Annotated in this window: 24 protein-coding genes; 16 read left to right on the top strand and 8 right to left on the bottom strand. The window is 59.5% G+C overall.

Annotated features, from left to right (window positions below; translation table 11 throughout):
* The first annotated feature begins 16 nt into the window (after positions 1-16).
* The 16 genes from E4Z66_RS17235 to E4Z66_RS17160 all read left to right on the top strand — a co-directional run bounded on the left by E4Z66_RS17235 (position 17) and on the right by E4Z66_RS17160 (position 15421).
* Positions 17-2854, top strand: coding sequence for a calcium-binding protein (locus E4Z66_RS17235; protein WP_136464302.1), 2838 nt, complete (start codon positions 17-19; stop codon positions 2852-2854).
* A gap of 181 nt (positions 2855-3035) precedes the next feature.
* Positions 3036-4238, top strand: a complete 1203-nt coding sequence (pcaF, locus tag E4Z66_RS17230) for a 3-oxoadipyl-CoA thiolase (protein WP_136464301.1) — start codon at positions 3036-3038, stop codon at positions 4236-4238.
* Between the two features lie 3 nt (positions 4239-4241).
* Positions 4242-5219, top strand: a complete 978-nt coding sequence (gene paaA, locus E4Z66_RS17225) for a 1,2-phenylacetyl-CoA epoxidase subunit PaaA (RefSeq protein WP_136464300.1) — start codon at positions 4242-4244, stop codon at positions 5217-5219.
* Between the two features lie 24 nt (positions 5220-5243).
* A complete protein-coding gene (gene paaB / locus E4Z66_RS17220) occupies positions 5244-5528 on the top strand; it encodes a 1,2-phenylacetyl-CoA epoxidase subunit PaaB (protein WP_136464299.1) in 285 nt (94 codons plus the stop codon).
* Positions 5528-6274 (top strand): 1,2-phenylacetyl-CoA epoxidase subunit PaaC, encoded by a 747-nt coding sequence (gene paaC / locus E4Z66_RS17215; protein ID WP_136464298.1) that lies wholly within the window; start codon positions 5528-5530, stop codon positions 6272-6274. Before paaB ends, paaC begins: the two co-directional genes overlap by 1 nt.
* A gap of 14 nt (positions 6275-6288) precedes the next feature.
* Positions 6289-6735: a 1,2-phenylacetyl-CoA epoxidase subunit PaaD gene (paaD, locus tag E4Z66_RS17210; RefSeq protein ID WP_136464466.1), complete on the top strand. Its 447-nt coding sequence runs from the start codon at positions 6289-6291 to the stop codon at positions 6733-6735.
* A gap of 1 nt (position 6736) precedes the next feature.
* Positions 6737-7801: a 2Fe-2S iron-sulfur cluster-binding protein gene (locus tag E4Z66_RS17205; protein WP_136464297.1), complete on the top strand. Its 1065-nt coding sequence runs from the start codon at positions 6737-6739 to the stop codon at positions 7799-7801.
* 25 nt (positions 7802-7826) lie between these two features.
* The gene (gene paaZ, locus E4Z66_RS17200; RefSeq protein ID WP_136464296.1) at positions 7827-9866 is read left to right on the top strand and encodes a phenylacetic acid degradation bifunctional protein PaaZ; all 2040 of its coding nucleotides are present in this window, start codon (positions 7827-7829) and stop codon (positions 9864-9866) included.
* 52 nt (positions 9867-9918) lie between these two features.
* Complete coding sequence (locus tag E4Z66_RS17195; protein ID WP_168797826.1) at positions 9919-10635, top strand: PaaX family transcriptional regulator C-terminal domain-containing protein; 717 nt, start codon at positions 9919-9921, stop codon at positions 10633-10635.
* A gap of 72 nt (positions 10636-10707) precedes the next feature.
* Entirely contained in the window at positions 10708-11322 is a 615-nt protein-coding gene (locus tag E4Z66_RS17190; RefSeq protein ID WP_136464294.1) for a ribonuclease D, read from the top strand.
* Positions 11319-12269 carry a KpsF/GutQ family sugar-phosphate isomerase gene (locus E4Z66_RS17185; RefSeq protein WP_136464293.1) on the top strand — a complete coding sequence of 317 codons (951 nt, stop codon included), beginning with the start codon at positions 11319-11321 and terminating at the stop codon, positions 12267-12269. Before E4Z66_RS17190 ends, E4Z66_RS17185 begins: the two co-directional genes overlap by 4 nt.
* 6 nt (positions 12270-12275) lie before the next feature.
* On the top strand, positions 12276-12878 hold the full coding sequence (lptC, locus tag E4Z66_RS17180; protein ID WP_136464292.1) for an LPS export ABC transporter periplasmic protein LptC: 603 nt from the start codon (positions 12276-12278) through the stop codon (positions 12876-12878).
* A 29-nt stretch (positions 12879-12907) separates the two neighbouring features.
* A complete protein-coding gene (gene lptA / locus E4Z66_RS17175; protein WP_246036075.1) occupies positions 12908-13390 on the top strand; it encodes a lipopolysaccharide transport periplasmic protein LptA in 483 nt (160 codons plus the stop codon).
* A gap of 1 nt (position 13391) precedes the next feature.
* Positions 13392-14150, top strand: a complete 759-nt coding sequence (gene lptB, locus E4Z66_RS17170) for an LPS export ABC transporter ATP-binding protein (RefSeq protein WP_136464464.1) — start codon at positions 13392-13394, stop codon at positions 14148-14150.
* 200 nt (positions 14151-14350) lie between these two features.
* Entirely contained in the window at positions 14351-14914 is a 564-nt protein-coding gene (hpf, locus tag E4Z66_RS17165) for a ribosome hibernation-promoting factor, HPF/YfiA family (protein ID WP_136464291.1), read from the top strand.
* A gap of 42 nt (positions 14915-14956) precedes the next feature.
* On the top strand, positions 14957-15421 hold the full coding sequence (locus E4Z66_RS17160) for a PTS sugar transporter subunit IIA (RefSeq protein WP_136464290.1): 465 nt from the start codon (positions 14957-14959) through the stop codon (positions 15419-15421).
* Here E4Z66_RS17160 and E4Z66_RS17155 read toward each other — a convergent pair.
* The 8 genes from E4Z66_RS17155 to cysQ all read right to left on the bottom strand — a co-directional run bounded on the left by E4Z66_RS17155 (position 15418) and on the right by cysQ (position 24507).
* Positions 15418-16839 carry a nodulation protein NodH gene (locus E4Z66_RS17155; RefSeq protein WP_136464289.1) on the bottom strand — a complete coding sequence of 474 codons (1422 nt, stop codon included), beginning with the start codon at positions 16837-16839 and terminating at the stop codon, positions 15418-15420. The two genes, E4Z66_RS17160 and E4Z66_RS17155, sit on opposite strands and share 4 nt — an antisense overlap.
* A 6-nt stretch (positions 16840-16845) precedes the next feature.
* Positions 16846-18549 (bottom strand): DUF5927 domain-containing protein, encoded by a 1704-nt coding sequence (locus E4Z66_RS17150; protein ID WP_136464288.1) that lies wholly within the window; start codon positions 18547-18549, stop codon positions 16846-16848.
* Positions 18546-19556, bottom strand: a complete 1011-nt coding sequence (locus E4Z66_RS17145; protein ID WP_211097183.1) for a glycosyltransferase family 2 protein — start codon at positions 19554-19556, stop codon at positions 18546-18548. Before E4Z66_RS17145 ends, E4Z66_RS17150 begins: the two co-directional genes overlap by 4 nt.
* A 180-nt stretch (positions 19557-19736) precedes the next feature.
* Positions 19737-20654 (bottom strand): glycosyltransferase family 2 protein, encoded by a 918-nt coding sequence (locus E4Z66_RS17140; RefSeq protein WP_246036066.1) that lies wholly within the window; start codon positions 20652-20654, stop codon positions 19737-19739.
* 88 nt (positions 20655-20742) lie between these two features.
* Positions 20743-21729, bottom strand: a complete 987-nt coding sequence (galE, locus tag E4Z66_RS17135; protein WP_136464285.1) for a UDP-glucose 4-epimerase GalE — start codon at positions 21727-21729, stop codon at positions 20743-20745.
* 24 nt (positions 21730-21753) lie between these two features.
* Positions 21754-22647, bottom strand: a complete 894-nt coding sequence (gene galU, locus E4Z66_RS17130; protein WP_136464284.1) for a UTP--glucose-1-phosphate uridylyltransferase GalU — start codon at positions 22645-22647, stop codon at positions 21754-21756.
* Positions 22648-22942: 295 nt separating this feature from the next.
* Positions 22943-23740 carry a 3-deoxy-manno-octulosonate cytidylyltransferase gene (locus tag E4Z66_RS17125; protein WP_136464283.1) on the bottom strand — a complete coding sequence of 266 codons (798 nt, stop codon included), beginning with the start codon at positions 23738-23740 and terminating at the stop codon, positions 22943-22945.
* Positions 23737-24507: a 3'(2'),5'-bisphosphate nucleotidase CysQ gene (gene cysQ / locus E4Z66_RS17120; protein ID WP_136464463.1), complete on the bottom strand. Its 771-nt coding sequence runs from the start codon at positions 24505-24507 to the stop codon at positions 23737-23739. Before cysQ ends, E4Z66_RS17125 begins: the two co-directional genes overlap by 4 nt.
* Positions 24508-24574: the final 67 nt, after the last annotated feature.

Raw genomic sequence — 24574 nt, 5'->3', positions numbered from 1 at the left:
CAGGAACTTTCCAAAGATGCCGACAGCAACCGCCACCATCTATACCGGCGAGAACTTCGCCGATTTCACCTTTGACGCGCTTTTCGACGGAGACCTCGAAGTCACCTCCGCCTCCAGCACCGCCATTGAACTCTACAACACGGACTTCCCCGATCGCAGCGGGATCCTCAGGGGGACCGGGTTCAGCCTGAACAGCGATGAAGAGCCGACCGGCGGGACGATGACCAGCATCGAATTTTACGATAATGGCGGCCTCGTCGCGACCCTTTCGGGCATCTCTTTTTCGTTGGTCGCCTTCGCGAACGGGTTGGGAACCGACGACGGGCTCGATCCGCTTTTCGATGGGTATGATCTGATCCAGGACGCCTCGAACGTAGACTTGGCCGAAGCCGATTTTGGCGACTCTGGAATGGACGATACCGCGATTGCTGGCCCCGGCGGTTCATTCATGTCGCTTAACGAAGGTACCGATACCTATGTCGGTGGCGTCGGCTTTGATCAGATCACGTTCCACGAAGAAGACGGCGGCAACGGGGCGAGCGTGGATCTCGCTGCCGGTACAGCGACCGACACCTATGGAAATGTCGAGACAATTTCCGGCACTATCGAAGCGCTGCGCGGCTCTACATGGGACGATACGTTCTACGGCGACAGCAATGACAACATGATGCGCGGCCTTGAGGGGGATGACTACCTCGACGGCCGGGACGGGATCGATCTGCTGCGCTATGACCGTGATGCCAATTACGGCGGCTTCGCAGGCGTGACGGTAAACCTGCTAAGCGGCACCGCAACAGATGGCTTCGGGGACTCCGACACCATTTTGAACTTCGAGAACGTGCGCGGAACCGAGTCCAACGACATCATCACCGGCGATAGTGGCAGCAACGATATCCGCGGCCTTGGCGGCGACGATACGATCAACCCCTATGACAATGACGGTGCGGGCGACCTGATCGTTGCAGGCACCGGCTTTGACACGATCATCTATTCCGACAACGTCTCCGGTTATCAGGAGATCCAGTATCGTGACATTGCCGAAGGTGTCACCATCACCATCGACGGTATCAACAACACCGGCACCGTGGACAAAGGCTCCACCGGGTTTGACACGATCACTGATGTGGAAATGCCGCTTTACGCTGGTGATACGACCGGCGGTCTTGGCATCAACGGGACGAATTATAACGACGTATACAACATCACGCTTGCCTCCGGTCAGTGGATGGAATTCGCAGGCGGCGCAGGCAATGACACGTTCAACCTGCTGAATACGCAGTCTTCCCGGCTGGACTATTCGAACGCCAGTGACAGCGTCACCGTCAATCTGGCGACCGGCATTGCGAGCGATGGCGACGGCGGCACCGATACGATCAACGGCGATCTGTGGGAAGTGCGCGGGTCGGACTACAACGACAACCTCATTGGCTCCTCCAATGATGAATCCTTCATCGCGCGGTCCGGCGATGACAGCATCAATGGCGGCGGCGGCTTTGACCGTCTGCGGTATGACCGGAACGACTACGACATGGTCGATGTCGATCTGACCGCAGGCCTGGCGACAACCATCTGGAACGGAACCGAGTATATCGACACCATCGTCAATATCGAGCACGTGCGCGGATCGCGAACCGGCGACGACATCCTCAAAGGCCTGGAAGGCGCGGAGGACCGGCTTCAAGGTCGCGGCGGCGATGACACCTTCATCGCCACTTCCGGTGCCGACACGATTGAGGGCGAAGACGGGATCGACACGCTCGACTACACGGACGCAGCGCTTGCCTCGTTGAACGTGGACCTCGAAGCGGGAAGCGCCACGGCAAACTGGTCCACGGATGGCTCTTTCACGGACAGTGTCTCCAGCATCGAAATCGTCAAAGGATCGTCCGCGTCGGATACGCTTGCGGCGGCCGCATCGGGCAGTACGCTGTACGGCAATGACGGGAATGACATGCTGGTCAGCCGCGCCGGGGATGACGCGCTGTATGGCGGCGATGGTGTGGACGAAGTCAGCTATGACGGCGCGTCCGGCGGGGTCGAGGTTTATCTGAACTCCGAAATCTCGCGCGGTGCCGATGGCGACGACGAACTTTACGACATCGAGAACGTCCAAGGCTCCGACTTCGATGATCGCCTCGTGGGCACGGCGGAGGATAACCTTCTTGTCGGCGGCACGGGCAATGACATCATCAAAGGCAAGGGCGGCGACGATACGTTCTACGGCAACGCGGGCGACGACACGATCCGTGGCGCCGAAGGCGTGGACATCATGTATGGCCACCGCGACAACGATACCTTGCTGGGCCTTGAGGGCGACGACTTCCTCTATGGCGGCAACGGAACCGATTATCTGTATGGCGGCCTCGACTCAGACTACATCGATGGCGGCGCGAATGACGACTTTCTGCGCGGCAACCGTGGCGGCGACACGATTGACGGCGGCAGCGGGAATGACGACATCCGTGGCGGCGGCAACGGCGATATTCTGGATGGCGGCTACGGCGATGACTTCATCCTCGGCGAAGGCGGCACAGACTATATCGCGGGCGGCGCGGGTGATGACACGCTGTTCGGCGGCGTCGGCGGCGGTGTGTTCGACGGACAACGCGACACCTTCATTTACGCGTCCTCTGCCGATGGGTCCGGCGGGTTCGACCGTATCCGCGACTGGGAAGACGGGATCGATCGGATCGACCTGTCCGCCTATGAGTTCACCGACTTTGCGACCGACGTTCTGTCGCTGGCCTCCAATGCCGGCACGGCCATGCGGATCAACTTCGGTGGCGGCGACGTGATCTATATCGATAGCTTCCAGGTGACTGATTTCGACGCGAGCGATGTGATCCTCGGCTGATCAGGCTCATTCAGAGCCTAACAGCCCTAAACCACCTACTAGCCCCGGTCGAAAGACTGGGGCTTTTGCGTTTCATCAGTCAAAGCGTTACGTCCTGCCGACAAATGAACCTCATTAGTAACATTTTAATTGCACCGAATCACGTCACCGCATAACCTGTGCCCGCGAAGGGGAGGAAAATATGCAGGCTTTCATTTGTGACGCGCAGCGCACACCCATCGGTCGCTATGCCGGGGCCTTATCTGCCGTGCGGGCGGACGACCTCGCGGCAGAGCCGATCAAAGCACTGATGGCGCGCAACCCGCAGGTGGATTGGTCCAGCGTTGACGATGTGATCTATGGCTGCGCCAATCAGGCGGGCGAAGACAACCGCAACGTGGCACGCATGGCTGCTTTGCTGGCCGGGCTGCCCGAAACCGTCCCCGGATCGACGATAAACAGGCTCTGCGCAAGCGGAATGGACGCTGTCGGTTTTGCCGCGCGGGGCATCAAAGCCGGTGATCTGGACCTCGCTATCGCTGGCGGTGTCGAAAGCATGAGCCGCGCGCCCTTCGTCATGCCCAAGGCTGACACAGCATTTTCCCGCGCGAATGCGGTCTATGACACGACGATCGGCTGGCGGTTCGTGAACCCGAAAATGAAAGCGGCCTATGGCATCGATTCCATGCCGCAGACTGCGGATAACGTGGCGCAGGATTGGAGCGTCAGCCGCGAAGATCAGGATGCCTTCGCCGCGCGCAGTCAAGCACGCTGGGCCGCTGCACAGGACGCAGGTCACTTCACGGACGAGATTTGTCCTGTCACCATTCCGCAGCGCAAAGGGGATCCCATCCTCGTCGATACCGACGAACACCCGCGCCCCGGCACGGATGCCGCAAAGCTTGCCAAACTGCGCGGCGTGAACGGGCCGGACCTGACGGTCACGGCTGGGAATGCCTCTGGCGTGAATGACGGTGCGGCCGCTCTTCTGCTGGCGTCGGAAACCGGCGCGGCCCAGCATGGCCTGACACCGATGGCCCGCGTCGTGGCGATGAAAGCCGCCGGGGTCGCGCCACGGGTGATGGGGATTGGCCCGGTTCCAGCCTCGCGCAAGGTGCTGGATCATGCCGGGCTCACCATCGACCAGATGGATGTGATAGAACTGAACGAAGCCTTCGCGTCCCAAGGGCTTGCGACACTGCGTGAGCTTGGGGTGAAGGATGACGACGCACGTGTAAACGCTCAGGGCGGTGCCATTGCGATTGGCCACCCCTTGGGCATGTCAGGCGCGCGGCTTGTACTGACCGCAGCCTATCAACTGAAACGCACCGGCGGGCGCTATGCGCTGTGCACCATGTGCGTGGGCGTCGGGCAAGGCGTGGCGCTTATTCTCGAAAGGGTCTGAACGATGTATGCACAGATGGTCAAATCCGAAGCGACAAAAGACGATCCCGAAAAGCTCGCAGCCTTTCAGGCACGGATCGACGCGGGCGAAAAGATTGAACCGAAGGACTGGATGCCGGAAGGGTATCGCAAAACGCTGATCCGGCAGATCGGCCAGCACGCCCATTCAGAGATCGTCGGCCAACTTCCTGAAGGCAACTGGATTACCCGCGCCCCGACGCTGGAGCGCAAGCAGATCCTGCTTGCCAAGGTGCAGGACGAGGCCGGGCATGGGCTCTACCTTTATTGTGCGGCCGAAACGCTGGGCGTGAGCCGGGATGAGCTGACCGAAATGCTGCTGAGCGGCAAGATGAAATACTCCTCCATCTTCTCCTATCCGACCCTGACATGGGCCGATATGGGCGCTGTTGGATGGCTGGTCGACGGCGCGGCGATCATGAACCAGGTGCCGCTGCAACGCACGTCCTTCGGCCCCTATTCACGCGCGATGATCCGCATCTGCAAGGAAGAGTCGTTCCATCAACGCCAAGGCTACGACATCATGATGAAGATGGCGTCCGGCACGCCAGAGCAGAAACGCATGGCGCAGGATGCCTTGAACCGGTTCTGGTATCCGTCGCTCATGATGTTCGGACCGTCCGACAAGGACAGTGTCCATTCCTCGCAATCAATGGCGTGGAAGATCAAGATGAACACCAATGACGAGCTTCGCCAGAAATTCGTCGACCAGACCGTGCCCCAAGCTGAATATCTGGGCCTGACGGTGCCGGACCCGGACCTGAAATGGAACGATGAGACCGGCCATTACGACTTTTCGGAACCCGACTGGACCGAGTTCTTCGAGGTGCTGTCCGGCAATGGACCCTGTTCGGCTGAACGGCTGGAAGCCCGCAACAAGGCCTGGGACGACGGCGCATGGGTCCGCGAAGGAATGCTGGCCCATGCCGAAAAGAAACGCGCGCTGAAAACCGCCGCCGAATAGGCTCTAACAAAAGGGAATAGGCTCATGTCCAAGGAATGGCCCCTGTGGGAGATTTTCATCCGTGGTCAGCACGGAATGGCGCATCGCCATGTTGGCAGCCTGCACGCGCCTGACGCTGAGATGGCGATTAAGAACGCGCGCGACGTCTATACGCGCCGCAAGGAAGGGCTCAGCATCTGGGTCGTGGAAAGCGCCAAGATCACAGCCGCGGACCCGTCCGACAAGGAAAGCCTGTACGAGCCGTCGGAAAGCAAGGTCTACCGCCACCCGACCTTTTTCGACATCCCCGAAGAAGTGGGCAAGATGTGATGGCGCCGAACGTCGAATTCCTGCTGCGCCTCGGCGACAATGCCTTGGTCCTTGGCCATCGCCTGTCCGAATGGTGCGGCCACGCCCCCGTGTTGGAGGAAGACATCGCACTGGCCAATGTGGCGCTGGACCTGATCGGTCAGACACAGCTGTGGCTGGAACTTGCGGGCGAGGCAGAGGGCGAAGGCCGCTCCGCCGATGATCTGGCCTTCTTGCGGGATGCGTGGGACTTTCGGAACGCCTTGCTGGTCGAACAACCCAATGGCGATTTCGGACAAACGATGATGCGCCAGTTTCTGTTCGATGCGTGGCACAAGCCCTATCTGACCGCCCTGACCGGCGCCAAGGATGACAAGATCGCGGCAATTGCCGACAAGGCGGTCAAGGAAGTGACCTACCACCTTGAACGGTCCTCGGACGTGGTGATCGCGCTGGGCGATGGCACCGATGAAAGCCATGGGCGGATGCAAACGGCACTGGATCGGCTGTGGCCCTATGTGGGCGAATTGTTCATTCCCGATGCCGTGGATGCGGCGCTGCCCGGTATTGCGCCGGATATGGATAAGGTTCGGTCCAGCTTCGACACGACGCTTGCCAGTGTGATGAATGACGCGACCCTCACCGTGCCGGACAGCAACTTTGCCCATAAGGGCGGACGCACCGGGGCCCGCCATTCAGAACATCTCGGTCACATGCTGACACAGATGCAATGGCTCCAACGTGCTTATCCGGGTGCGACGTGGTGACAACCCGCCCCTCCATGGATGACATTCGCGCGTGGCTCGACGCGGTGCCGGACCCAGAGATCCCCGCGATCTCACTCATGGATCTGGGGATCATCCGCGCCTTGGATTGGGATGGCGACACGCTGCAAGTGACCGTGACGCCAACCTATTCCGGTTGCCCGGCGACCTCCGTCATCAACATGGAAATTGAAACGGCGCTGCGCGCTCATGGGATAGAAAAGGTGAGCCTAAAAAGGCAAATCTCGCCCCCATGGACAACGGATTGGCTGTCCGACAAAGGGCGCGCCAAACTGGAAGCCTACGGCATCGCACCGCCGCAGCCCGCTGGCGGCCCATCGCACTGCCCGCATTGCAACTCCACCCAAGTGGAACGGATCAGCCAGTTCGGATCGACCCCGTGCAAGGCGCAATGGCGCTGCACCGACTGTCTGGAACCGTTCGACTATTTCAAGTGTATCTGACATGGCAAAATTTCATCCTCTTACCGTCACCGATGTGAAGAAGACGATCCGCGATGCGGTCATCGTTACGTTGCAACCCGAAAACCCCGCGGACTTCGCCTTTGCACAGGGGCAGTACCTTACGTTCCGCAAGGATTTCGACGGGACCGAAGTACGTCGCAACTATTCCATTTGTAGCGGGCTGGACGATGGCGTTCTGCAAGTCGGGATCAAACGCGTCGACGGCGGGGCCTTCTCGACCTTCGCCAACGAAGAGTTGAAGCCCGGTGATGTTCTGGACGTGATGCCCCCGATGGGGCGCTTTTATACTGAGTTAGAGCCGGAAAAGGCCAAGACCTACCTCGGTTTCGCTGGTGGCTCGGGCATTACCCCGGTTCTGTCCATTTTGAAAACCGTGCTCACACGCGAACCGCTCAGCCAGTTCACGCTGGTCTATGCCAACCGCGCGCCCAACACGATCATGTTCCGTGAGGAGCTGGAGGATCTCAAGAACCGCTTCATGGAACGGTTGACGATCCTGCACATTCTGGAATCGGGCGATCAGGACATTGACCTGTTTTCCGGCCGGATCGACGCCGAGAAATGCGAAGCGCTTTTTGCCCATTGGGTCGACGTCGAAAGCGTGGACCTCGCCCTGATCTGCGGCCCGGAACCGATGATGAAAGCCATCGCCGCGGCGCTGGAAGACAATGGGCTGGCGAAAGAGAACATCAAATACGAGCTTTTTACCGGCTCGCAGGAAGGTCAGCTTGCGGCGGCCAAACGCGCCGAGGTCAGCAAGGATACCGGCACCGAAACGACCGTCATCATGGATGGCACGGCGCATCAATTCACGCTGCCGCCCGGCGTCCCGATCCTGCAAGGTGCGTTGGAAAACGATCTCGACGCGCCACATGCCTGCCGATCTGGCGTGTGTTCGACCTGCAAGGCGAAGGTTATCGAAGGCGAAGCGGAGATGATCGCGAACCACGCGCTTGAGGATTACGAAGTGCGCGCCGGATTTGTTCTGACCTGCCAGTGCTACCCCATCAGCGACAAGATCGTGCTGGATTACGATCAGCACTAACAGGCTCTAACCAAGGGAGGGGACGATGCCGAAGGATACAGCGATCCGCGCGGTTGAAAGTTTTGCAGCAGGCCAATGGCTGCGGCCGGGACCGGGCGCGCGGCCGATCGAATCCGCCATTACTGGCCAGGTCATCGCCGAGGCGGGCAATGACGCGCTGCCATTTGCTGACATGGTGTCTTGGGGTCGGGCAAAGGGCGCGGATCTGCGCGACATGACCTTCCACGACCGGGCGCGGATGCTCAAAGCGCTGGCCTTGCACCTGCAAGCCCATAAACAAACGCTTTACGATCTCAGCTACGACACCGGCGCGACCTTGTCCGATCACCAGATCGACGTGGATGGCGGCATTGGCACGATGCTTGTCTTTGCCGCGAAGGGGCGCCGCGAGATGCCCGATGGCAAAATCTATCTCGATGGCCTGCCGGAGCAGCTCGGTCGCGACGGGCAATTCTTTGGGCAGCATATATATGTCCCTAAACAGGGGATTGTGGTCCACATCAACGCCTTCAACTTTCCGGTCTGGGGGATGCTGGAAAAGCTCGCTCCCACATGGCTGGCGGGGATGCCGGCCATCGTGAAGCCCGCGACGGCGACCTGCTATGTTACCGAAGCCTGCGTGCGGCTGATGTTGGATAGCGGCTTGCTACCCGAAGGCGCGTTGCAGCTGGTGACCGGCGGGATCGGCGACATGCTGGATCATATGGATTGCCAGGATGTCGTGACCTTCACCGGGTCCGCCCAAACTGCGATGCACCTGCGCACGCAGCCCACCCTGCTGCAAAACTCCGTTCCCTTCAGCGCCGAGCAAGACAGCCTCAACGCCTCAATCCTCGGCCCGGATGCGGTGCCCGGAACGCCGGAATTTGACCTGTTCCTGAAGGAAGTGCAGCGCGAAATGACTGCCAAAGCCGGGCAGAAATGCACCGCAATCCGGCGCATCATAGTACCAGAAACCCTGATAGAGCCTGTATGCGAGGGTTTGCGCGCCAAACTGAGCAAGATCGTCGTTGGCGATCCTCGGCAGGACACAACACGAATGGGTGCGCTGGTATCGAACGCGCAAAAGCGTGCCGTGCTGGAAAAGGTCGCCCTGATCGGGGCAGAGGCGGACCGCATCTTTGGCGACCCAGACAGTTTCGACGTCAATGGCGCTGACCCGTCCAAAGGCGCTTTCCTTCCGCCGATGCTGCTTCACTGTTCAGACCCGGATAATGCCCAGCGCGTCCATGACACAGAAGCGTTCGGGCCGGTCTCTACCGTCATGGGGTACCGCGATCTTGAACACGCCGTAACGTTGGCGAACCGTGGGCAAGGCAGCCTTGTCGCCTCTGTCATCACGCGCGACGCGGAGGTTGCGCGCGAAGTGACCCTTGGCGCGGCGGCCTATCATGGGCGCCTCTACTTCAACAATCGCGACTCGATGGCAGAGGCGACCGGCCATGGCGCGCCCCTGCCGCATATGGTGCATGGCGGCCCCGGTCGTGCCGGAGGTGGCGAGGAACTCGGCGGTGTTCGCGGCGTTCTCCACTTCATGCAACGCACGGCAATTCAGGGCAGCCCCGACCTGCTTTCGGCAATCGGAAGTCGGTGGATTCCCGGCGCGCACACAGACACTAACAAGGATCATCCGTTCACCCGGCCCTATGGCGACCTTGCGATCGGCGACACGATTCACACCGGATCGCGCGAAATCACGCTCGACGATATTGAGCATTTTGCCCATTTCACCGGCGATACGTTCTACGCCCATATGGATGACGCCGCCGCGAAGGCAAATCCGTTCTTCCCCGGCCGCGTCGCGCATGGATATCTGCTGCTGAGTTTCGCCGCCGGATTGTTCGTGCAGCCCGACCCCGGACCCGTGCTTGCAAATACCGGTCTGGACGCGCTGCGGTTCATGAAACCGGTCTCTGCCGGGGATAGCATTGCCGTCCGTCTGACAGTGAAGGCCAAGACCCCTCGCAATGATGCCTATGGCGAGGTACGCTGGCACGTGACACTGACCAACCAGGACGGAGATCTCGTGGCGGAGTACGAACTTCTGACGATGAATGCCTTCTGAAAGACCACCGCTTGACGCGCTGACAGCGCTTCCAACGCCGCGCGTGTGGTCCATGCTGGTCACGATCTTTGGCGATCTGGCACGCAACCCCGAGGACCGTATCGAAGGGCCGACCCTGACACGCCTGACCGAAGGCATGGGGCTGAAGCCCGAAGCCGTCCGCGTTGCGCTGCATCGCCTGCGCAACGATGACTGGATCGCATCCGTCAAATCCGGGCGCACGGCAAGCCACGGGCTGACCCCACATGGACGGCGGGAAAGCCTGAGCGCCTCGCGCATCATCTATGCCCGGCAAGAGGAACTGCCCGTCGGATGGCAGCTTGCTCTTCTGGAAAGCAGCGACGCGGATCAAAAACCTTCCCTGCAGGCCGAAGGCTTCGTCCAGCTTCTGCCGCGCGTCTTTGTCGGCAATGGGCAGGCGCGCGTGCCGCAGGGCGTGGCGGTGTTTATGGGGGACACCCCGCCCAACTGGCTTTCCGCACAGATTGTTCCGGCGGATGTGACTGCGGAATATGAAACACTTCTGACCGCGCTCCGGCAGACCTCTGCCCGCGTGGCCGACCTGCAACCGGGTCAGCTGCGCCCGCTTGACGTGGCGCTGACCCGTTGCCTGATCGTCCACCATTGGCGGCGTCTGGTATTGCGCCACCCCTATCTGCCGCCCGCCCTGACCGGTGCGGCGTGGCCCGGCCACCTGTGCCGCGCGGAAGTCACCCATCTTCTGGCACGCTTCCAGCGCCCCGCGCTGCACGAGATACAAGGCACCTGAATCCAAGGCATCTGACCGCCCATTGATCTTTCCCCGCTTTTCCCGCGCGGATTGCGGGGATATAGGGGGCACATGACAAATTACCTCTATCAGAATGATCTGCCTGATGGGCTGGACCTTGGCCCGGTGGTTGCGATTGATTGCGAGACAATGGGGCTGAACCCGAACCGGGATCGCCTGTGCGTCGTTCAAATGTCCGGCGGTGATGGCAATGCGCATATCGTGCAAGTCGCCAAGGACCAGACCGAGGCACCGAACCTCTGCGCCATGTTGGAAAATCCCGACGTGCTGAAGCTGTTCCATTTTGGCCGTTTCGACATCGCCGCGATGCACAACGCTTTCGGGGCGCTGACCGCGCCGGTCTATTGCACCAAGATTGCGAGCCGCCTTGTGCGCACCTACACAGACAGGCACGGGCTGCGGAACCTGCTGATGGAACTGCTCAGCGTCGATATCTCCAAGCAGCAGCAAATGAGCGATTGGGGCAGCGAAAAACTGACAGATGCCCAATTGGACTATGCCGCGTCGGATGTTCTGTATCTGCACCGGCTCCGCGATGCGCTCAACGAAATGCTGGCGCGCGAAGGACGGACCGAACTGGCACAGCGCTGCTTCGACTTCCTGCCCACACGCGCGCTGCTCGATCTTGAAGGCTGGCCCGAAATCGACATCTTCGCCCATTCATGAGCGCGTTCCTCGACACCGCTCGCCGCGTCATCCGCACAGAGACAGAGGCCCTGAGCTTGCTGGAACAGTCGCTTGACGACTCCTTTGCAAAGGCCGTCGATGTGCTTCTGGCCGCCAAAGGCCGGATCATCGTCAGCGGCATGGGCAAATCGGGTCACATCGCGCGGAAAATCGCGGCGACACTTGCCTCCACCGGCACACCGGCGCATTTCGTTCACCCCGCCGAGGCCAGCCACGGGGATCTGGGCATGATGGCGCAAGGCGACGTGGCACTTGTCCTGTCCAACTCCGGTGAGACCCCGGAACTTGTGGATGTCATCGCCTATACCCGCCGCTTTGGCATTCCGCTTATCGGCGTGGCCTCGCGCCCCGGCAGCACATTGCTGCAGCAATCAGACGTGGCGCTGGTGCTGCCCCGCGCGGAAGAGGCATGTGGGACAGGCGTTGTGCCGACGTCATCCACCACCATGACCTTGGCGCTTGGCGACGCGCTGGCCATCGCCCTGATGGAACACCGCAAGTTCACGCCAGAGAATTTCCGGGAGTTCCACCCCGGCGGTAAGCTCGGCGCGCTTCTGAGCCGGGTGGGCGATTTGATGCATTCCGGCGCGGCCCTGCCCCTGGTGCAGGAAGACACGCCCATGTCCGATGCGCTGCTTGAGATCAGCCAAAAGGGCTTTGGCGTCGTGGGTGTCACGAACGCAGATGGCGTGCTGACCGGGATCGTGACCGATGGTGACTTGCGGCGGCACATGGATGGACTGCTCAGCAATGATGCCAAGGCGGTTATGACCCAATCGCCAACGACCATCGGGGCGGCCGCGCTCGCAGAAGAAGCGGTGAAAACCATGAACGCCCGCAAGATCACCTGTCTGTTCGTGACCGAGGATAAGCGCCCCATCGGCCTGATCCACATCCACGACTGCCTGCGGGCCGGGCTGGGATAACTGCGCGTGGCGGCAGATCGCTATACCCGTATGGTCACCTTCTTCAAGGTGGCGTTGCCGCTGATTGCGCTGGCGATCCTGTCGACCTTGTTTCTTCTATCGTCCCGCATCCGGCCCGGGGACAATATCCCCTTTGCAGAGACTGAAATCGATGAACGTATCCGCGGCCAACAAGTGACCGGCCCGTTCTTTTCCGGTGTCACTTCAAGGGGGGATCGGATCTCTTTCTCGGCGACCAATGTCGTCACTGGTGAAGACCGCTCGCAAGAGGCGCATGATCTGAACGCGCAGCTTGATTTTTCGACAGGCGGGTCCGTGACGCTGGAAGCCACACGCGGCAAGATCGAGCTTGGAAACGATATGGCAACCTTGCTGGGTGACATTCTGATCGACAGCACAACCGGATTTCGCATGGTGACCAACACGGTAATCACCAGTCTGACGGGCATCGACGTCACCGCCCCCGGCGAAGTTCGCGCAACCGGTCCGGCTGGCACCTTGACGGCGGGGCAGATGCGCATCACGTCTAACGAAACCAATGGCAACGTCGAAATACTGTTCAGCGGTGGCGTCATGCTGGTATACGAACCGGGAAAGCAGGAAAAATAGTGAAAACCGTCCACGTGCTACGTTCATTCATTATAGTCGCCGCACTGGCCCTGACTGGCCCCCTGACCGGGACCGCATCCGTCGCGCAGGGCACATCGGTCGCCTTTGGCACGCTACAGCAGGATCCCAATGCGCCGGTGGAACTCGCCGCCGACCAGCTTGCCGTCGATCAGGCCAGCGGCACAGCGGTGTTCACCGGGAATGTGCTGATCGGTCAGGGCGAAATGCGCCTGTCTGCCGCGCGCGTCAAAGTCATATACGCAGAGAATCAAAACGGGATCGAACGGCTTGAAGCGACTGGCGGCGTGACGTTGGTCAGCGGTCAGGATGCGGCAGAAGCCGCGCGGGCGGATTACAATATCGAGTCTGGCGTGATCGTGATGACGGGCGATGTTCTGCTGACTCAAGGCACTAATGCGCTGACCGCCGAACGCATGACCGTGAACCTCGAATCCGGCACCGCGCAGATGAGCGGCCGCGTGAAATCCATCTTGCAACCGGGCGGTGACTGATATGACGCGCCCGGAACTGTCCGTCACCGATGGCTCGCATGGGCTGAGGATCGACCACCTGCGCAAGTCCTACCGCAAGAAGGTCGTGATCCGGGACGTATCCATGGCCTTGAACCGTGGTGAGATCGTTGGCCTGCTGGGCCCCAACGGGTGCGGCAAGACCACGACGTTCTATTCCATCGCTGGCCTCGTAACCCCCGAAGGCGGTACCGTGACAGTTGACGGAACGGATGCAACGCTGCTGCCGATGTATCGCCGCGCGCAGCTTGGCATTGGCTATTTGCCGCAGGAAAACAGCATTTTCCGGGGTTTGAGCGTCGAAGACAACATCAGCGCCATTCTCGATATTGCTGAACAGGATCGTCACAAGCGCCGCGAACGGCTGGAAGAGCTGCTTAGCGAGTTTTCCATCGAACATCTGCGCCGCGCGCCGGCGCTGGCCCTGTCGGGCGGGGAACGTCGCCGCGTTGAAATCGCGCGCTGCCTTGCCGCCAATCCGAACTACCTTCTGCTGGACGAACCCTTCGCCGGGGTCGATCCGATTTCGGTCGGGGATATCCGGCATCTTGTGGTGGATTTGAAAAGCCGTGGCATCGGCGTTCTGATTACCGATCACAATGTGCGCGAAACTTTGGGCATCGTTGACCGGGCCTACATTCTGCATGACGGCAAGGTGTTGATGTCAGGCAGCCCCGATGACGTGATCGAGAATGAAAACGTCCGCCGTGTTTACCTCGGCGATAACTTCCGCATGATTTAGCATTTGACAGCGCACGTCATTTTGCGCCTCAATACGCTTATGGCGCCATCGCTGTACCTCGCAAGAAACCCGCAAATCTGTACCCTCTGGGCCGGATCATCCGCGTTTACGAGCCTGCGAAAGCCCATGCCTGTCCCCTCAATCACGACTAACCCCTGACCTTTGGTCGGGGCGTGTTTGTATCACGAAAAGGAGTCACCATGCGTTACCAAATCAGCGGAAAGCAGATCGATATCGGCGCAGCCCTGCAGAGCCACGTTCAGGATGAGCTGAATTCTGTAGTCCAGAAATACGCCGAACGTCCGACTGATGCGCATGTCGTTTTTTCCAAATCCGGTCACGAGTTTGTCTGCGAAGCGACAGTTCACCTGTCTACTGGCCTGACCGCACAGGCAAAAGCGCATGAGAATGAGATCTACGCCGCGTTCGACGCGTGCTCTGCCAAGATGGAAAAACAGCTGCGTCGCTACAAACGCCGGTTGAAAGACCACCACAAGGACCGTGCGGAGCCTGTTGAACTTTTTGGCGCCTCCTCCTATATCCTCGCGTCAGAATCGAATTCGGAAGCGGAAGAGCCAGAAAGCCTGCAACCGATCATCGTCGCCGAGATGGAGACTCCGATCCCATCGCTTTCGGTCGGTGAGGCAGTGATGCAGATGGAACTGGCGGGCGCACCTGTACTGGTGTTCCGGAATGAGGGTAAGAATGGGTTGAATGTCGTTTACCGTCGGGAAGACGGGAACATTGGCTGGATCGACCCATAATGTAACAGGCAACGCGCAATAGAGGCGCAGTCGGGAAGACAAATGGATTTTGCCAAATTGCTGAAGCCGGAAGCCGTTAAGGTTTCGGCTTCGGTTTCCAGTAAGAAAAGACTTTTTCAGGACATTGGGGACCTGGCGGGTCAGGCCTACGATCTGGACGCCAATGCAGTAACCGACGCTCTGCGCGCACGTGAAGCGCTTGGCCCGACTGGTGTTGGCCATGGTGTTGCGTTGCCCCACGCACGGTTGCACGGGCTCAGCGAAGTGCGCGGCGCGTTCATTTTGCTGGAAAAACCGATTGCCTTCGATGCCGTCGATCAAGAACCGGTAGACATCTCTTTCGCGCTGTTGGCACCGGAAGATGCCGGGGTCGAGCACCTGAAAGCCTTGGCCTTGGTATCACGCACCCTGCGCGAGCCGTCGATCTGCGCAAAACTCCGCGCCAACCACGATCCGGCCACGCTGTTCACGATCCTGAGCGAGGCGCACTCGGTCAAGGCCGCCTAGGCCCAGTTCTCAAAGCCGAACATCATGTAGTCGCGCTGATAGGCCGCCCGCGTCAGCGCTTCGATTTCGTCATCATAGATGTCGACAAGCGCGATCGGGGTCTGACTGCCCGCAGCGTCGAACGGCTTGGCCCCGGCGCCGACTCTGTCCGCCAAGGCGGGCAGGTCTGTCGGCAGGTCAGGCTCGCGAAAGATGAAATCCGGCAGCATGAACGCCCCGAAGCCTTGCACGACCTGCGACTGCGAACACCACGTCGCATCGACGCGGATTGCCGTTTGCCCGGTCAGATTGGCCTTGAGAAACCGCAAGAACCCCGCGAAAGCCGCGCGGTGGCGGATTTTGTCCCACGGCGCATCCTCGGATGGCGGCAAGTCCAGATCGTATTGATCCTCCAGCGACTTGCGGATTTGCGGATAGGCGTCCGGCCCCGTCGACAGGATTTTTTCGCAGAACACGTGATGCGCGCGCTCAAGCGGGTGTCGGATGACGGTAAAGCTGCGATGACCAGGATGCGTCCGCTTCCACTGACGCAGGTTCTTCTGGTTCATCCCCTTCAGCAGCGCATCAACGCCGCCCTCGCCCAGCGCGGCCAGCCACGCTTCGACCTCGGCGACCGGACCGCCTTTGATCGGCAAAAAGACCAGCGGCACGTCCACCGCAGCCATATAGGTCGGCACGGCTGCGCTGCGCCGTGGCTCAAAATTGGGCGTGCGGGTCAGGTTGAACCGATCCACCCCAGCCAAGGCCGCCTCCATCGCCGGGTAGTTCGCGACCTTTTCAGATAGCGGCGCGGGATTCTGCACTTTCAGCGTTTCATCCAGCGCCTCCAACCGGTCGGGCACCCCAAGAAAGGTCGCCAAACCGTTCATCACCGCTAGGTCCTGCAAATCCTCGTACGCGACATAGAACGCCGTTTGCCCACTGCGCTGGAGCGAACTGAGCAACTCGATCTGAAAGGCTTGCAAAGCCCCGATATGCGCCGCGAATTCTTCGGCATCGAACATCGCCTTGCCGGACTTACGCCGTTTCACATCCGTCAGTTTCCATTGGCCCGTTTGCTTCGCGATTTTCCAACTGACGTAACTTTCTGCCGGGTTCCGCGTCAGCACGATCTTTGCACAACGCGAATCGGCCAAAATCGGCTCTAACACGCGGGGATCGTGGTCATGGAAAAACCTGAAGCCCCCTAGACCATCCGTCTTGTCCCGTATCGCAGAGACAAGTTTGGCAGGGTCCGAATCCCGCTCCGCCTTGGTCACGCCAAGAATGTCATCCTGTTTAGGATAGCCGATGAAATGCGGATTGAACGCCTCCCCATGGCAGGTAACGCCCTGTAACGCGTTCAAATTGGTTTCCAGAAAGTTCGAGCCCGTCCGCATTTCCGCGAAGACCACGAAGTAATCGAAATTCCCGGTCATCTTGGCTTATCTCACAAGGTAAGGTTTGCGCTGATCGGCGTCGCCCGGCACCGATTGGCCGGAATCGATCCGAAAATCGCCCATCAGATAGGGGTGCATGCCTTGGTTCTTCAGATTTTGAAGGAACTGCCCAAAGCCGCGCAGATCGACCATGCGCGGCGCTTCGGCCAGTCGGCGGGGCATACCGGGATTGATCTCGTCCAGAATGCCTTGCAGCGGCTCCATCGGCGCTTCGATGAATTCGGCAAGGCTCCAGATGCGGATGCGCGCCTTGGACCAACGCGACCGCAGAACATCAAGCTGCTCGCTTTCGATCTGTTGCAGGCGCGCGACCTCCTTGCGAATGTCCTGAAAGTCCTGATTCGACCGGAAGAGCGGAATCGCCCATGCCCCGGTGATCACCGAAATCTGCGCGTTCGGGTCTTTGGACATGCGCCAGACAACATCCTGATTGCTGCGCGGACCATATTGAAAGCATTGCCGCTCGCCGCGTGTGTTCCAGATCAGGTTCGTGAGAAACGCAGCCGGATTGTAATCGCGCAGCGCCACGCCATCCGTCAGCGCACCATTGATCGAATCCTGCCCTTCGGCGAAATGCACCCCGTCCTGATCGAACAAATGCCCGTGCACACGCACGCCCGTTGACCGCGCCAACCAAGGTTCGAAATTCTCGAACAGTTCTGAAAAGCCCTGAAACACCGAATAAGGCGCGGCGGTAATCCCGTTCTCGTGATCCTCCACCGGGAAGCGGCTTTGCATATACAGACCCGCCCGGCCCCGCATCCGCCGCTCAACCGCCTTGGAGAATATCCTGTCGATCTTGCCCGGATTCGGTTCCGTGCGCTTAAGGCTCGCCGCGTCCGATGTCAGGAAGGTTTCATACAGGCGATGCGCATGGGGCCAGATCTTGCGGGCCACAAAGCAATCGGACCGCCGAAGCAGTTGCAGATGGTCATCATAGAAAATGTGCGGCTTGCCCTGAAAGTCGAACTTGGACAGCGTCAGGGACCGGCTTTCGATCTGGATCGCATATTGCCGCGCGAGGGTCTGGAAATAGCTTTCATCGGGAATCCAGACCTGACGGAAAAAGCGATCGATGACCGCGCGTTCCGGGTCTTGCAGGATCGCGGTCAGTGTCTGGCGTGTCAGGCACCACCATTGACTGCCCATATGCGGCACCAACCCCATCGGCATCTTGCGATGAAGGCGCAGAAGACGCTGCAGCTTTACGTATCTGTCGAAGAGGTAGCGATGCTTTTTCCACGCAAAGGGAAAGCGCAGCGTGAAACGCTCATATCCCAGACCATCAATGATCCATGGCACGTCTTCCGTCGTCGCACTTTCGATGAAGTCCGTTTGCGGCCGCGAATCCAGATAGGCGATCAATTCGCTGACCGGACGCAGCGGGAGGCACGACCCGGAAGCAAGATAGACATGACGCACATCCGGGTTGTCGCGCAATATCTGCTCTGACGCGGCTTGAGACGCGGCGACAATGCCCCATCCGCCCCATTCACACCGGAACCGCTTGGAAAAGCTGATCAGCGGTTCCTTGGCGAACGCATCCCGAAACCGCGCCACGGTTTTCTTCGGCACCTTGCGATCCACATGGATCACGACCGGACAACCGGCGGCGGCCCAATGCTTGGCCACCTGCTCTGCCCGGCCCAGCGCGGTATGGACAAGCATGACGATGCCCAGCGTGCTCATGCCCAGTTTCCTTTGGACATCAGGCCAAGAATCTCCAACTGGCGCCAGTTGATGTATTTCTCGGACCATTTGCACCAGAGGTTCGGGTCCTGCTGCATTTGCTCGGCATAGGCTTTGTATTCTATCGACCCGGCGTAGTGCTGGCCGCGCTTGAGTTCCTCGGCCGCCTTCGCCGTGAAGGTATCAAGGAACTTCGCGTGCAACAGAACCCCGCTCGCCATTTCGCCGCCGGTGCGGTCATAGACAAGGTTCAGCCCGCGCGGCAGCAGGTTATGCGTCGAAGAGACATAGACATATCTGCGGTCCCATTTCACCAGCGGAATCTTGTTCAGCGCGGGGGCCGCTTGTGGATTATCCGGGAAGAACACACGCGCACGGGGGCCACCCTGTATCCACAGATTGCCATAGGTCGGGTTCTGCGAAATCGTGTAATTGCCACTGTCAAACCAACAGGCAATTTCAATCGGATCCTGACCGGGCAGATAGGGCTGACTGTCAAACCGACCCTTGGGATACATATCCAGCAGCATCGCGCTGAATGAGCGGATCGACGATGCGTCCAGCCAGTCGGTCAGCCCGCGCAACGGGCGCGTATCGCAGAACGGATAGACAAAAAATTCATCCGGATCGACCACAAGGCACCAGTGTCCATGGGCATAGCGCATCTGAAGCGCGTTCAGCCAATCGACCCCGAAGCGCGACGCGCGATAACCGCCCTGCGTGGTCCAGACCGACACATCGGGCTGACTGGCAAGATATTCCCGCGACCCATCCGTGCTGTCATTGTCGACGATGATGAAGTGATCGATCCCCTGCTGCCGATAGTAACGCAGAAAATAGGGAAGCCGCACTTTCTCGTTGCGCAGGGTCGAAAAGAGCAACAGGTCGTCCGGCTTGATGCTTTCCGTGCGATTGGCGACGGAACGCAGCTCAAAGCTCTTGCGCATCGCCCGGATACGCAGACGCTTACGCTTTAGCCGCATACGATATGAGCTTAACAGGCCCATAAGACTCCCCGAAACATGTCACAGATTTCGGGGAATTCGTTATTTTTCACCTCGAAACACTCCAACACGCAAAAAATGTGCTTCAGTCCGTTCTACGGCCATAGTCTCTTCAAGTTAATATTGGCTTGTCACGAATTGGTGCAATAATTTGTTTGTTTTGGCGGTTTTGTTGCCAGAACGTTACCAATCGCCGCGCATCAGCAACCCAAGGTCGAGAAGTTGCTGCCAGCCAAGATAGCGCGTGGCACTTCCATCCCAGAGATCAGGACTGTCCGTCAAGCGATCATAGTAATCGGCATAGGCATCGGCGGTCTGAAAATGTTCGGCGCGGTGCTTTTCCTCCTGCGCCCGCCGCGCCGTGCCCGGCAGGAACTTGGTATGCAGCAACGCGCCGCTGACAGGGGTCGTCCAGGTCTGATTCAAAGCGGCGGGCAGGCCCGAGTGGGTCGCGTTGACGAATGCATATCCGCGCTTCCACTTCACCAAAGGTATCTTGTTGAGCGTTGGCGCGCGCTCTGGCCTGTCGGCAAAGAATTTGCGCGCACGGATACCACCCTGAAGCCAAAGCGCGTCAATCTTCGGCTGTCGTTGCACCCAGTAGCCATGCGCATCGAACCATTGCAGCACCTCCATCGGGTCTTGGCCCGGCAGGTAGGTCTGCGCATCGGGGGCCCCTTTGGGATACATGTCCAGCATCAGCGCGCCCATCATCCGATGCCCTCGCGCATCAAGCCATGGCGTCAGCTGGGACAAATCGCGCGCTTCCCAGTCGGGATAGATCAGCAGCTCGTCAATATCGGCAACAACCACCCAATGCCCGTGGGCATAGCGGGTCTTGAGCCAATTCATCCAATCGACCCCGAACCGTGCCGCCTTGTAGCTGGCTGCCGTGCGCCAGACCGTTACATCGGGCTGCCGGTGCAGCAATGCGGTGGACCCGTCGGTGCTGGCATTATCCACCATCAGGAAATGGCCGATGCCCAGACGCCTGTAATGATCGAGGAAAAAGGGAAGCCGATCTTCTTCGTTCCGCAAGACCGCCACGGCAAGGATCATTCCCGGACGCATGGCCGCGCGCTTGTCGGATGTCAGGGTCAAGGCATGGCGACTGCGGAACGCCCGCCACAGCAGTTTCTTCCGGATCAGGCGCCGGCGATATCGAAGGATTAGGCTTGCGGCGTGAGGATCACTCGCTGTCATACCCGCCGTTTTGGTGCCAACGCCACGCATCCGCAATCATATCTTTCATGGTGGAGCGTTTGGGTGCCCATCCAAGCTCTGTCTCGGCGCGGACGGATCCGGATACAAGGCGGGTCGCATCCCCGGCCCGGCGCGGCCCTTCATTGAAGGGAACGTCGCGATTGGTGACAACGCCCGATTGTTCAATCACCTCGCGCACAGAGAACCCATTCCCGGTGCCAAGATTGAACACCCGGTTGCCCTTGCCGTCCTGAAGCCACTTCAGACCCAGCACATGCGCATCCACAAGATCGCAGACATGTACATAGTCCCGGATGCAGGTGCCGTCGGGCGTATCGTAATCCGTCCCGTAGATCGTCAAGGCAGGTCGCTGTCCGTCGATCGCCTGAAGCATGAGCGGAATCAAATGCGTTTCGGGCTGGTGGAATTCACCAACCTCGCCCTCTGGATCTGCCCCGGCCACATTGAAGTAGCGGAAGATCACATGCTGCAATCCGTGAGAGATCGAGAAATGCGCCAGCATCTCTTCGATCGCGCGCTTGGACGCCCCATAGGCATTGATCGGATGCTGTTCGCACTCCTCGTCAAGCGTGACGCCATCTTGATCGCCATAGGTCGCGCAGGTGGAAGAGAACACGAAGTGATTGCAACCGGCGGCCGTGGCCGCTTCGATCAGCGTAAGGCTGCCTTGGACGTTGTTGCGCCAATACTTGCCCGGATCGGTCATCGACTCGCCAACCTGGCTAAGAGCCGCGAAATGCATCACCGCAACGGGCGCGTGTTTTTCGAACACCTCGTCCAGACGCGCGCGGTCCAGCAGGTTGCCTTCCTCGAACGGGCCGAATTTGACGGCATCCCGCCATCCGGTCTCAAGATTGTCGAAGGTGACAGGGGTAAAACCGGCCTGCCGCAACGCCTTACAGGCGTGCGAGCCGATATAGCCCGCACCCCCAGTTACCAAAACATTTGCCATGCTGCGCCTCGGTCGCTGGGCCGATTACTCGGCCGCCTGACCCATATTGACCACATCCTGAATGTAGCTCAGCAGGTCGTCGCGCAATTCGTCCCGCGCCAGACCGAAGGCAACGGTCGCTTGCAGGAAGCCGGACTTGGAACCACAGTCAAAACGCTGACCGCGGAAGCGATAGCCGTAGACGTCATTGCCCTGCTGGATTTCCGAAGCAATCGCGTCGGTCAGCTGGATTTCACCGCCAGCGCCCGCCTTCATCTTGTTCAGGTTGCTGAGAACGTTCGGCGACAGGATGTAACGCCCGATAACCGCAAGGTTGGACGGCGCCACCTTTGGGTCCGGCTTTTCGACCATGCCATTGACAGAGACCATGTGGCCCATGTCCTCTTTTACGTCGAGAACGCCATAGGACTTTATCTTGTCTTCCGGAACTTCCATCGCGGCGACCATGTTCCCGCCGGTTTCCTCGTAAGCTTCAACCATCTGCTGAAGGCAGGGCTTTTCAGAAGCGATCACGTCATCGGGCAGGATAACGGCAAAAGGTTCGTTTGCGATCAGACGACGAGCACACCAGACTGCGTGACCAAGGCCCAGCGCCTTATGCTGGCGGATATAGGCGATTGCACCGCTTTCCATGTTCGTGGATTTGAGTACATCCAGCAGATCGTCCTTGCCCTTCTTGCGAAGCTCTTGCTCCAGCGTCGGGGAGTGGTCGAAATAGTCCTCAAGCGCGCCCTTGCCGCGCGAGGTCACGAAGATGAATTCCTTGATCCCGGCAGCACGCGCTTCGTCAATCGCGTATTGGATCAGCGGGCGGTCCACCAGAGTCATGATTTCCTTCGGAACAGACTTCGTCGCCGGCAGGAATCTTGTCCCCATGCCCGCTACTGGAAAAATCGCCTTAGTTACTTTCTTCCGCATGACTGCCCCTTTAGCTAAGCCCACTGAAATTGCCTGGATCGCGACTTCACCTTAGATCACCCGCATGTATCGGACACCAGCTATCAACAGATAGAGTAAAAATTTGGGCGGTTTCGTGAACAATTTTGGTGACATGAGTGTATTCTTGCCTATCTCGCACGAAACTTACAACCACAAGTAAACATTCACGGTGATCCGCCGTCTTCCTGCCTGTATCCTACGCGCAGGAAATCAAGAAATGCGTGTGAAGGTAAGGTGACAAAACCACCGCTTTTCACCGTTGCATTCGAAGGACTTAGTCCACACCCATCTGAGCCATCATGCGTTCGATCCGCGGCTTGTCTTCCGGGTTGTTCAGTTCCCAGAATTTGCGACCGCGCGCTTCGACCTCGACACACAAAACCTTGTGGCCGTTTTCCATGAAACGCAGTTGCTCCAACCCCTCAAGCTCTTCAAGCGGGCCGGTGGGCCAGTCCGAATAGGCGGCAAGCGGCTCCGGCCGGTACGCATAGACGCCAACATGGTGGAACACCGGTGTCGCCTCGTCAGCGCCATAATCGCGCGAGGTATAAGGAATGACTTCCTTCGAGAAATACATGGCATGCAGCGACGAATCGAAAACGGCAGTGGTGCCACCGACCCGGCCCGCGCGTCTGTCTTCCAGCAACCCATTCAACGCCGCACCATCGCAGCGCAGGACCGGGGTGGCGACATGGGCGTCCGGCGCGGCGCGCAGCCCCTCGACCAGGGCCTCGACGAACCACGCGGGCGTCAGCGGCGCATCGCCCTGAAGATTGACCACGATATCATAGCCGGGCAGCGCCTGTGCGACTTCGGCACACCGCTCTGTCCCGTTCTTGCACGCGGCAGAGGTCATTACGACCTCCGCCCCGAACCCTTGTGCCGCGTCCTGAATACGCGCATCGTCCGTGGCAACGACAACGCGGTCGACACCCTGAACCGACATCGCAGCACGCCAGCTTCGTTCGATCAGCGTCCGGGACTCCCCCGATGCACCTGTGAGCGGCACAAGGGGCTTGCCCGGATACCGGCTGGACGCATAACGCGCCGGGATCGCGATCAGGACACTCATGCCGGTTTAAGATCGACGCCGGGGGCAGTGGCGATAAAGAACGGATTGGCGAAATCCTCCTTGCCGTAGCGCAGTGGTTCATGGTTGTCGAAGCGCAGCACCTTGCCACCAGCGCCGGCCAAGACCGCATGACCGGCAGCGGTGTCCCACTCCATCGTGCGGCCAAGGCGCGGGTAGATATCCGCTTCGCCCGTCGCGACAAGGCAGAACTTCAGCGACGATCCCGCGCTCTTCATGTCCTTGACCTTATACTTGTTGATGTAGTCATCCGTCGCCTGATCGCGGTGCGACTTGCTGGCAACGACATATAGCGCGTCGTTGTCGCTATCGGCCACGGACAAGGTGCTGTAGGCACCCATCGCGTCGCGGTTGAACGGAGCTTCTTCCTCGATCGTGCTACCATCGGCGAGCGTCAGGAACATGCGGGATTTGGCAGGCGCATACACGACACCGCGCGTGGGAACGCCATTTTCCACCAAAGCGATATTCACCGTGAAATCGCCGCGCTTGTGAATGAATTCCTTGGTGCCATCCAGAGGATCGACAATCAGAAACGTGTCGCCGGACAAGGAATGGCTGTCTGCCTGCTCTTCCGTGACCAACATCACATCGGGAAACGCCGCGCGCAAACCATCAGAGATAATCTTGTCCGCCGCCTTGTCCGCCGCAGTGACCGGACTGCTGTCGTCCTTGGTTTCTACGCCAAGATCGTCCTGCTGGTAAAACTTCATAATCTCGTCGCCAGCTTCAAGTGCCAGTCGGCGCATGACTTCCGTCAGTGTTCCAAAGTTCAAGGTTACAGACCCGTTGTTGATTGCTTTATCTCATGTGCTT

Source organism: Aliishimia ponticola (assembly GCF_004803475.1).
GTDB lineage: Bacteria > Pseudomonadota > Alphaproteobacteria > Rhodobacterales > Rhodobacteraceae > Aliishimia > Aliishimia ponticola.
Note: the sequence above shows the minus strand (reverse complement) of the source record. Positions and strands in the feature narration are given on the sequence as shown.

What these genes read in the sequence shown, in the direction of transcription:
- E4Z66_RS17235 (WP_136464302.1), top strand. Translation starts at nt 17, where the DNA reads ATGCCGACAGCAACCGCCACCATCTATACCGGCGAGAACTTCGCCGAT.
- pcaF (WP_136464301.1), top strand. Translation starts at nt 3,036, where the DNA reads ATGCAGGCTTTCATTTGTGACGCGCAGCGCACACCCATCGGTCGCTAT.
- paaA (WP_136464300.1), top strand. Translation starts at nt 4,242, where the DNA reads ATGTATGCACAGATGGTCAAATCCGAAGCGACAAAAGACGATCCCGAA.
- paaB (WP_136464299.1), top strand. Translation starts at nt 5,244, where the DNA reads ATGTCCAAGGAATGGCCCCTGTGGGAGATTTTCATCCGTGGTCAGCAC.
- paaC (WP_136464298.1), top strand. Translation starts at nt 5,528, where the DNA reads ATGGCGCCGAACGTCGAATTCCTGCTGCGCCTCGGCGACAATGCCTTG.
- paaD (WP_136464466.1), top strand. Translation starts at nt 6,289, where the DNA reads ATGGATGACATTCGCGCGTGGCTCGACGCGGTGCCGGACCCAGAGATC.
- E4Z66_RS17205 (WP_136464297.1), top strand. Translation starts at nt 6,737, where the DNA reads ATGGCAAAATTTCATCCTCTTACCGTCACCGATGTGAAGAAGACGATC.
- paaZ (WP_136464296.1), top strand. Translation starts at nt 7,827, where the DNA reads ATGCCGAAGGATACAGCGATCCGCGCGGTTGAAAGTTTTGCAGCAGGC.
- E4Z66_RS17195 (WP_168797826.1), top strand. Translation starts at nt 9,919, where the DNA reads ATGCTGGTCACGATCTTTGGCGATCTGGCACGCAACCCCGAGGACCGT.
- E4Z66_RS17190 (WP_136464294.1), top strand. Translation starts at nt 10,708, where the DNA reads ATGACAAATTACCTCTATCAGAATGATCTGCCTGATGGGCTGGACCTT.
- E4Z66_RS17185 (WP_136464293.1), top strand. Translation starts at nt 11,319, where the DNA reads ATGAGCGCGTTCCTCGACACCGCTCGCCGCGTCATCCGCACAGAGACA.
- lptB (WP_136464464.1), top strand. Translation starts at nt 13,392, where the DNA reads ATGACGCGCCCGGAACTGTCCGTCACCGATGGCTCGCATGGGCTGAGG.
- hpf (WP_136464291.1), top strand. Translation starts at nt 14,351, where the DNA reads ATGCGTTACCAAATCAGCGGAAAGCAGATCGATATCGGCGCAGCCCTG.
- E4Z66_RS17160 (WP_136464290.1), top strand. Translation starts at nt 14,957, where the DNA reads ATGGATTTTGCCAAATTGCTGAAGCCGGAAGCCGTTAAGGTTTCGGCT.
- E4Z66_RS17155 (WP_136464289.1), bottom strand. Translation starts at nt 16,839, where the DNA reads ATGACCGGGAATTTCGATTACTTCGTGGTCTTCGCGGAAATGCGGACG.
- E4Z66_RS17150 (WP_136464288.1), bottom strand. Translation starts at nt 18,549, where the DNA reads ATGAGCACGCTGGGCATCGTCATGCTTGTCCATACCGCGCTGGGCCGG.
- E4Z66_RS17145 (WP_211097183.1), bottom strand. Translation starts at nt 19,556, where the DNA reads ATGGGCCTGTTAAGCTCATATCGTATGCGGCTAAAGCGTAAGCGTCTG.
- galE (WP_136464285.1), bottom strand. Translation starts at nt 21,729, where the DNA reads ATGGCAAATGTTTTGGTAACTGGGGGTGCGGGCTATATCGGCTCGCAC.
- galU (WP_136464284.1), bottom strand. Translation starts at nt 22,647, where the DNA reads ATGCGGAAGAAAGTAACTAAGGCGATTTTTCCAGTAGCGGGCATGGGG.
- E4Z66_RS17125 (WP_136464283.1), bottom strand. Translation starts at nt 23,740, where the DNA reads ATGAGTGTCCTGATCGCGATCCCGGCGCGTTATGCGTCCAGCCGGTAT.
- cysQ (WP_136464463.1), bottom strand. Translation starts at nt 24,507, where the DNA reads ATGCGCCGACTGGCACTTGAAGCTGGCGACGAGATTATGAAGTTTTAC.